We start from the raw sequence: 7,964 nt of genomic DNA, 5'->3' as shown, positions 1-7,964 counted from the left end.
CAATTTCCTTTGGCGAGAAAATGGCCGAATTATAACAGCTGGCCATCTAATCTGAGAAATTGCACTTATTATCCGAATTTAGGGTATATAAAATATGACGTTGTGGCTTAAAGATGATTTAGCGTCAAGAAAGTTGGTTGTATACAGGGCAATTTTATTTTCGATAGTAACTCTATTTATTCTATTCGTATTCCAACCTTTTGGTACAACCAACGATACTGAACCTTATAAATTACTCCGCCTTTCAGGTTACGGCTTAGTCACGTTTTGCGCTTTATTGCTTTCGGGTTTTATTGAGATATTTTTAATTCGGTTAAATCTTAGCAATAAACTTCGAATAATAGTGACCCCCAGCCTTTATATTTTAATTACTGCTTTGTTTAACCACGGATATTTTGTTGTTGCTATGTTAGGGGCTTGGCATTGGCAAAACCAAATACTCTTCATTGTATATACATTAGCAGTTGGGTTATTCCCGATTAGTTTCATATTTGTTGTCAATCGCCATGCAAAGCATATGGTGTTAACAACTGAAATAATACCGGTTGTTAAGACTAAACAGCCTTCTTGTGAAGAGGTAGAAAAAAATAACGTCCCCCCACATCGCCTAATAACACTTATTGGCGATAATAAAGGTGACAAGCTAATAATTGCGCTATCGGATATATTGTTTATTAAGTCAGCCGATAATTACTGTGAGCTCGCAACGATAGAAAACGATGTTGTTTCTCATAAATTGCTGCGCATAACGTTAACTGGTTTATTAAAGCAATTACCCCAAAATACATTTTTATATCGCTGTCATCGGTCTTATGCAGTTAATTTACAATTAGTCGCAGTAAGTAAAGGGAATGCCGGAGGGTTACAGTTATCGATGAGCTCATTTGATTTCACAATTCCAGTTTCGCGAACTTATGTTGATGCCATTAAACAAGCCTTGTTGTTAACCCCAGATGTTTGTTAATGGCCCCAAAAACGTGTAGTTAGCACCTAAAAATGAAATTTAGCCCTAATTGATCGATTTCATGATTAGTGATTGCCATGATTAAGTTGAATTTAAAATTGTAACTTAAGAAGGTACGTATGAAACATACAATTAAAGCACTGCTAATAATCATCACATTTATATTTTGTCATTACATGATGAAAGAGTTTTGGGGGGATAACTGGGTAAGTGTCCTATCTGATCTTGATCAACAATCAGCCCTTTTGTTATTTCCCGCTAAATACTTATTTATTTATGGGCCATTGCTAGTTGTGGCAACATTATTATTTAAACATGAGAGTTGGTACAACGTTTTAGGTGTCGACATTGAAGGTTTTCAACGTTATTTACTCGCAGCGGTGGTCTGTTGCACACCTATGGTGATAGGTTACGCTTATTTAAGTAACGCGCTAAACCTTTCAATTACGGGAATAATTACAGGTTCAATATATGCGGGAGTTTTTGAAGAAATAATTTTTAGGGCTGCTTTGTTCGGCGTGTTATTTCGTTTTTGTCGTTGGGGGTTTATTCCCGCCGCATTAATTAGCTCAACGATATTTGGTTTGGGTCATATTTATCAAGGACATGATGCTATTTCAGCTGTGATGGCTGTTGCAATTACAACAATAGCAGGAACTTGGTTTGCGTGGTTATTTTGCGAATGTGGATACCGTATTTGGTTTCCACTATGGATGCATATATTTATGAATGCGGCTTATGGCATATTTAGCATGTCAGGTGGTGCAGCAGGGGACTTAAAAGGCAATTTGTTCAAGGCGACTGCAATAATTTTAAGCATACTCTACGTAAACTTACTTATCCGTCGTGGTAAGCCGCGTCAAATAACACTCTCTACATTATTTAAGAAACGTCCAGGTTTTTCGTCTCAACATTATAAATTAGCAACACAAAACACTTAAAGGAGATAATAATGTTTGAATTATTTTTAATTATAATGATTTTTTTGTCGCCTTTTTTACTTTTAGTGCTAATTAAAAATTACTTTACTAATAAAGCGACTGCTAAAGAGACGTTACTTTTATTACAAGATAAAAATCAGAAAAATACGATTGTTAAGATGCAAAAAAAGTTAGACTTTTTAGTTGAAAGAGTCATAGTGCTTGAAGAGTTGGCGATAAATAAAAATATTGATTTATCACAAAAAATAGCTCAGTTGTAACTGCTGAGCTATTTGTTATTTCTTTTAAAAACTGGGCTTTATTAAATTACCTAGCTTATATGTTGTATGTTTTATCATCATAAGTTACGACCATAGTCTCTATTTCTAAGCTTTAGATCTTGGTGCATGCTTAATACATTAAATTTTATACGCTGTATTAAGGATTATTAGATGAAACATCAACTTGCAAAAAGCGTCGCGCTTTCATTATTGTCCCCAGTAATTATTGGCAGCTTGCTAGGTTTGTATTATGCGTTAACGCTACAGGGTGATTTCTTATCTGTATTTTTTCAACTGTTGATGACGGCTATATCAAATGCGCATATTGTAGGTTTAACAATGGCGGCCTTTGTTGTGCCAGGATACTTACTGATGTTTAAGTATTCTAAAGTTAATTATTCGGGTGTTTTGACACTCGGTTTATTAGGTGGCGCTATATTTAGTTACTTATTAAGTGCCTCAACTGGCGAGATATTTTTGATTAATAGTGTTATGTCAGCATTTGCTGCTGGACTGTTTTTATTTGGTCTTCGTAAATCGGTAAAAAAATAATCGCAGCATTATTAACCAAGCACGCTGATAAACGGTGCGATTTCCTTTTTTTTACCTCCAAAAGGTTCCAATTTTTCACGACAAAGAGTACCTTTAGCTACTGTATGTTTAATAAGAAGTAGTTTGGTATGCAAAAGCAAGATTTTTACCAGTCATTAGTTAAGCAAACGCAATCGCTGATAGCTGGTGAATCTAATGTAATTGCCAATTTGGCAAATATAAGCGCGCTATTATTTACCTCTTTAGAAGATGTAAATTGGGCGGGCTTTTACTTTATGGATTCTCCTACTGAATTAGTACTTGGTCCGTTTCAAGGCAACCCTGCATGCATCCGTATTCCAGTAGGAAAAGGGGTATGTGGAACTGCTGCGGCAACCGCAGAAACACAATTGATTGAAGATGTTCACGCTTTTGACGGGCATATAGCCTGTGATGCAGCGTCTAACTCTGAAGTGGTTGTACCTATCATGAAACATGGTAAAGTATTTGCAGTACTAGACATTGATAGTCCAAGTATTGGCCGATTTGATGCTGATGACAAAGCTGGCCTTGAAGCATTAGTGAAATGCTTAGAGGCGAGCCTGTAATGAAAGATTTGCTAAATGTTCAAGACTACCTGTTTGCTGTGCAAGATGTTGGCGACTGGGAAGGCGAAGAAGAACATGTAGCGGAAACGCTCAATGATTTAATTCATATTGCATGGGATCGTCTTCCAGATGATTCAGAATGTGAATTTATTGATGAAACAATTAATGGTATTTGGGAACACCTTCGAGGTGATATGGCTGTTATAGAAGCCGATTTCGAAGAGTTGGTCGACTGGGTAATACACTACGTCGATTCGTCCCTTGATGAAAAGATGTGAAAAATAGGTTCTAAAATGGAAACCACAAACAAGCTAAAAGATATTAATGAAGTGTTGGAATTTTTATATCAAGAATTCCCACAATGTTTTAAACAAAAAGATGGCATCAAGCCGCTTAAAGTCGGTATTTTTAAAGATATTGCTGAGCGTATTGAAGGGTCTGAAAAAGTAAGTAAGACTCAAGTTCGTCAAGCGCTTAGAAAATACACGTCTAACTGGCGTTATTTAGAAGCTGTGACAAAGTCAGAGTTTCGTATTGATCTTGATGGTAATCAAGGTGAAAAGGTTGAGCAAGAGCATATCGACCATGCGCAAAAAGCATTGGAAGAAAGCCGCGCTAAAATGGCAAAACGCAAAAAACAACAGCGTCCACGTCAAGATTCTGATTCTAAATCTTTCAAGAAAAAACCAGCTCATGCTAGCAAAGCAGGCGATAAAAACGCACCTGCTGCTAACAAACCTGCTAAAGCAGCGCCGGCTAAACGTTCAGGAAAAATTGAACCTTTACCAGCAACTGAGGTCAAGGTTAATAATAAGGTTAAGGTTAAACTTGGCCAAGCACTTGTAAATGCAGTAATCACTGAAGTGAACAAAGATGACGTTCATGTTGAATTAGTGACAGGTATGCAAGTTAAAACCAAAGCTGATAGCTTATACATCGTTTAAGTTGTCAATAAATTAAGGAGTTGTGTATGAGTAAAAAGTTTACGCTCATTCCGTTAGTTGCTGCCCTGTTTTCAGGTTCATTATTTGCTGCTGTAGAAGCCGTCACAATTGACGATTTACCCCAGCTTAAGCAAGAGAGTCAACATGGTACTGCTAGCAAACGAGTGGCTAGCTTATTTGCTCGTTCACACTATACACCGGTTCGATTTAACGATGAGCTTTCTAGTAAAGTGTACGATCGTTATATCGAATCCCTTGATTTTAATAAAAGCGTTTTCTTAGCAAGCGATATCGCCTCTTTTGAGCAATACCGTGATGACTTTGATAACGCTATCACTACCGGCAAATTAGATTTTACGTTTGATATTTTTAACTTAAGTCTTAAACGCCGTTTTGAACGTTACGAGTATTCACTTACTTTACTTGAAAAAGAAATGACGTTTGATAAAGAAGATGAATACTTTTTTGACCGTGAAGATTCAGCATGGCCGGTGTCTCAAGCTGAGCTTGATGAAATTTGGCGTGAACGTGTAAAGTACGATGCACTGCGTTTAAAAATGACGGGTAAAGATTGGGAAGGCATTAAAGAAGTGCTGACCAAACGCTATAAAAATGCAGAAAAACGTTTAGTACAATCTAATTCAGAAGATGCTTTTCAAATTGTTATGAACTCACTGGCACGCAGTATTGAGGCGCATACGTCTTATTTATCGCCGCGTCGTGCAGAGCAGTTCAAAATGGATATGGACTTAGAGCTTGAGGGCATTGGTGCCGTATTAAGCCCTGATGAAGATTACACAGTTATTCGCAGCTTAGTGCCGGGAGGCCCTGCAGATAAAACAGATCAAATTAAAGCTGATGATCGCATTATTGGTGTTGCCCAAGATGGCGAAGAATTTGTAGATGTAATTGGCTGGCGTTTAGATGACGTAGTTGATTTAATTAAAGGTCCTAAAGGGACTAAAGTACGTTTGCAGTATTTAAAGGGTGTTGACGCTCATGGTGCACCTAAAGTTGTTGAAATCACGCGTGATAAAATTCGACTTGAAGATAGAGCGGCTAAATCAGAAGTATTTGAAGCAAAATACTCTGATTTAACAAGCAAAGTAGGCGTGATTGAAATTCCTGGCTTTTACAATAACCTTTCGAAAGATGTAAAAGTTGAATTAGCTAAACTTAAAGAAGAAAAAGTTGATGGTATTATTATCGACTTACGCCAAAATGGCGGTGGTTCTTTATATGAAGCAACACAGTTATCTGGTTTGTTTTTCGATCAAGGTCCTGTTGTTCAAATTCATACCTTGAACAACCGTATTGAAGAGCAGAAAGACCGTGACGGTATCACTTATTACGATGGTCCTTTAACTGTTTTAGTTGATCGTTACAGTGCCTCTGCTTCTGAAATATTTGCAGCAGCAATGCAAGATTACGGTCGTGCGGTTATAATTGGCGAGCAAACATTTGGTAAAGGTACTGTACAGCAGCACAAAGGCTTAGGCCGCGCTTACGACCTATACGACAATGCGCTGGGTAGCGTGCAATATACAATTGCTAAGTTCTACCGTATTAACGGTGGTAGTACGCAACATAAAGGTGTTATTCCTGATATTTCGTTTCCATCAGCAATCGATCCTGCAGAGTGGGGCGAAAGTAAGCAAGATAATGCACTTCCATGGGATAGCATTGTTAAAGCGAAATACAAAAAACTAGGTAATTTAACACCTATTATTACGTACCTAGAGAAACAACACGAAGTACGAATTAAATCAGAGCCAGAATTTGGTTATGTATTTAGCGATATTACTTTATATAACGAAGAGAAAGACCGTAAAACTATCTCTTTGGTTGAAGCTACGCGCATTAAAGAAAAGGACGAAGGTGAAGCACGTGCACTTGTACGTACTAACGAACGTCTTAAGCGCTTAGGTAAAGAGCCGGTAGAAAACTTAGACGATTTACCAGAAGTAATTGAAGAGCTTGACCCATTTTTGGAAGAAGCTGCATTAATTACACAAGATTATATTAATTATGGTCGTATAGCTAAGAAGTAACAACTGGTTTTACCTCTATAAAAAAGGCGCTTTAGCGCCTTTTTTACTACCTAAAATTTACTAAATTGTTATAATCTCTGATTACATAAAGTTGAGTTAGATCAATCATGCTCAATTAATGCGCTTTACGTGCTAAAAATAATAATTAAACACACAGCAAGTGTGCAGGAGTCTCTACTTTGAAGCTATTGGATGATAAACCAATCAAGCCCGCCTCGTTTTTTGATGCATTAATTCCTATCACTGTATTAATTTGTTTGCTTGGTGCAGCCGTATACTTATTTGGTGATAACTCTTCTTCAGGTCCTAACCAAATTGCACTTTTGTTTGCTACTTTTGCAGCGGCTTTAATTGGTCTTAAAAATGGTTATACGTGGAAAAAATTAGAACAAGCTATGATCGAAGGCATAACACTTTCGCTTGGTGCTATCTTAATTTTACTTATGGTAGGTGCGTTAATTGGTACTTGGTTACTTTCTGGCACGGTACCCACTTTAATTTATTACGGCTTACAAGTTATAAACCCTAGCTGGTTTTATGCAGCGAGCTGTTTAATTTGTGGCATTGTAGCTATGAGCATTGGTAGCTCTTGGACTACGGCCGCTACGATAGGTGTTGCCTTATTAGGTGTTGCAACGGGTCTTGGGCTTGAGCAAACAGTAACGGCTGGTGCCGTTATATCTGGTGCGTACTTTGGTGATAAGCTAAGCCCGCTGTCAGAAACTACAAACCTAGCACCAGCCGTAGTTGGCGCTGATTTGTTTGAGCATATTCAGCACATGCTATGGACGACAGTACCGAGCTTTGTAATTGCACTGATTATATTTATATTCATGGGCTTTAATGCAACGGCTTCAAGCGAAGCAGGGCGTATTGATGAAATAACAGCTATTTTACAGCAAAACTTTAATATTGGTTTTGAAATGCTGATCCCGCTAATTGTATTATTAGTTTTAGCGATTAAAAAAATGCCAGCCTTTCCTGCTATTTCTATTGGTGCTGTTGTGGGCGCTATTTGGGCTATGTTATTTCAGTCAGATTTAATTGCTAGCCAAATTGATGTGTCTCAAGGACAGTTAGTTGGCTATTTTAAGCTTGTTTGGACTACGTTTTTTGATGGTTTTAGTATAAGTACAGGCGATGATAAAATGGACTCGCTACTCAGTGGTGGCGGTATGTCAGGAATGCTTACAACTACGTGGTTGATTATGACTGCACTGATGTTTGGTGCAATCATGGAAAAAACGGGCCTTCTGGACATTTTTGTTAAAAGCATACTTAAAATAGCTAAAAGTACGGGCTCATTAATTGCAGCAACAATTGCAACCTGTATTGGTACAAACATTATAGCAGCCGATCAGTATATCGCGATTGTTGTCCCTGGCCGTATGTTTAAAGATGAATATGAAAAACGTGGTTTGAAGCCTGTTAATTTATCTCGTACATTAGAGGATGGCGGTACAATTACTAGCCCACTTATTCCTTGGAATACTTGTGGTGCTTACATGCAAAGCGTTTTACTAATAAACCCTTTTGATTATGCACTCTACGCTTTCTTTAATTTAATTAACCCTGTTTTAGCAGTTGTTTATGCCTACTTAGGTATTAAAATTTTACGTATTAAACCAAAACAATCTGCCTAATTTTAATAGCGCCTTTTAACTT

At 37.5% G+C, this 7,964-nt stretch carries 9 protein-coding genes; all 9 read left to right on the top strand.

The features are described 5' to 3' along the window. The first annotated feature begins 94 nt into the window (after window positions 1-94). The 9 genes from GQR55_RS04805 (at window position 95) to nhaC (ending at window position 7,942) form a co-directional block, all read left to right on the top strand. Window positions 95-964 carry a LytTR family DNA-binding domain-containing protein gene (locus GQR55_RS04805; RefSeq protein WP_166419656.1) on the top strand — a complete coding sequence of 290 codons (870 nt, stop codon included), beginning with the start codon at window positions 95-97 and terminating at the stop codon, window positions 962-964. 119 nt (window positions 965-1,083) lie between these two features. Then, complete coding sequence (locus GQR55_RS04800; protein ID WP_166419655.1) at window positions 1,084-1,905, top strand: CPBP family intramembrane glutamic endopeptidase; 822 nt, start codon at window positions 1,084-1,086, stop codon at window positions 1,903-1,905. A gap of 11 nt (window positions 1,906-1,916) precedes the next feature. After that, window positions 1,917-2,165, top strand: a complete 249-nt coding sequence (locus tag GQR55_RS04795) for a hypothetical protein (RefSeq protein ID WP_166419654.1) — start codon at window positions 1,917-1,919, stop codon at window positions 2,163-2,165. Window positions 2,166-2,336: 171 nt separating this feature from the next. After that, entirely contained in the window at window positions 2,337-2,717 is a 381-nt protein-coding gene (locus GQR55_RS04790) for a hypothetical protein (protein WP_007586920.1), read from the top strand. A gap of 128 nt (window positions 2,718-2,845) precedes the next feature. Then, the gene (locus GQR55_RS04785) at window positions 2,846-3,304 is read left to right on the top strand and encodes a GAF domain-containing protein (RefSeq protein ID WP_166419653.1); all 459 of its coding nucleotides are present in this window, start codon (window positions 2,846-2,848) and stop codon (window positions 3,302-3,304) included. Beyond that, entirely contained in the window at window positions 3,304-3,582 is a 279-nt protein-coding gene (locus tag GQR55_RS04780; RefSeq protein ID WP_166419658.1) for a hypothetical protein, read from the top strand. Before GQR55_RS04785 ends, GQR55_RS04780 begins: the two co-directional genes overlap by 1 nt. A gap of 15 nt (window positions 3,583-3,597) precedes the next feature. Continuing rightward, a complete protein-coding gene (gene proQ / locus GQR55_RS04775) occupies window positions 3,598-4,248 on the top strand; it encodes an RNA chaperone ProQ (RefSeq protein WP_024600504.1) in 651 nt (216 codons plus the stop codon). A gap of 26 nt (window positions 4,249-4,274) precedes the next feature. Further along, window positions 4,275-6,299, top strand: coding sequence for a carboxy terminal-processing peptidase (gene prc / locus GQR55_RS04770; protein ID WP_166419652.1), 2,025 nt, complete (start codon window positions 4,275-4,277; stop codon window positions 6,297-6,299). A 179-nt stretch (window positions 6,300-6,478) separates the two neighbouring features. Then, entirely contained in the window at window positions 6,479-7,942 is a 1,464-nt protein-coding gene (nhaC, locus tag GQR55_RS04765; RefSeq protein ID WP_166419651.1) for a Na+/H+ antiporter NhaC, read from the top strand. The last annotated feature ends 22 nt before the right edge of the window (window positions 7,943-7,964 follow it).

Source organism: Pseudoalteromonas sp. Z1A8, assembly GCF_011378855.1.
Taxonomy (GTDB): Bacteria; Pseudomonadota; Gammaproteobacteria; order Enterobacterales; family Alteromonadaceae; genus Pseudoalteromonas.
This window is presented reverse-complemented; position numbering and strand designations above follow the sequence as displayed.

Bases quoted from the DNA above. Each gene is read 5' to 3' on its own strand.
- GQR55_RS04805 (WP_166419656.1), top strand. From the start codon at position 95: ATGACGTTGTGGCTTAAAGATGATTTAGCGTCAAGAAAGTTGGTTGTA.
- GQR55_RS04800 (WP_166419655.1), top strand. From the start codon at position 1,084: ATGAAACATACAATTAAAGCACTGCTAATAATCATCACATTTATATTT.
- GQR55_RS04795 (WP_166419654.1), top strand. From the start codon at position 1,917: ATGTTTGAATTATTTTTAATTATAATGATTTTTTTGTCGCCTTTTTTA.
- GQR55_RS04790 (WP_007586920.1), top strand. From the start codon at position 2,337: ATGAAACATCAACTTGCAAAAAGCGTCGCGCTTTCATTATTGTCCCCA.
- GQR55_RS04785 (WP_166419653.1), top strand. From the start codon at position 2,846: ATGCAAAAGCAAGATTTTTACCAGTCATTAGTTAAGCAAACGCAATCG.
- GQR55_RS04780 (WP_166419658.1), top strand. From the start codon at position 3,304: ATGAAAGATTTGCTAAATGTTCAAGACTACCTGTTTGCTGTGCAAGAT.
- proQ (WP_024600504.1), top strand. From the start codon at position 3,598: ATGGAAACCACAAACAAGCTAAAAGATATTAATGAAGTGTTGGAATTT.
- prc (WP_166419652.1), top strand. From the start codon at position 4,275: ATGAGTAAAAAGTTTACGCTCATTCCGTTAGTTGCTGCCCTGTTTTCA.